Source organism: Tritonibacter sp. SIMBA_163, assembly GCF_046535935.1.
Classification (GTDB): domain Bacteria; phylum Pseudomonadota; class Alphaproteobacteria; order Rhodobacterales; family Rhodobacteraceae; genus Epibacterium; species Epibacterium scottomollicae.
The window spans coordinates 1-229 of record NZ_JAWJBP010001538.1; the positions used below are offsets into that span (position 1 = coordinate 1).

Annotated in this window: 1 protein-coding gene; it reads right to left on the bottom strand. The window is 69.9% G+C overall.

The features are described from left to right. A partial coding sequence (locus R0J92_RS27435; protein ID WP_411054001.1) for a hypothetical protein occupies positions 1-229 on the bottom strand: 229 nt, incomplete at both ends.

Sequence of the window (229 nt, forward strand, 5' to 3'; positions counted from 1 at the left end):
GTGTTGGTTTCGTCCTGGAAGCGTGAATCGGCTCGCAGGTCGATCACGTCGTAGCCCAGCCCCTCGGCGTCGTCGCGGATCAGCGTGGCGAGCTGGCCCAGCCGGGCGTTCTGTGTGGCCGCCCCCGTGTGCGGGCTCGTGCAGACGTACACCCGCCAGCCGGCCGCCTGACGGTTGCCGACGTAGGTCTTGACCCGCTCGTAGGCGGCCGCCGCGTTGAGGTTGTCGC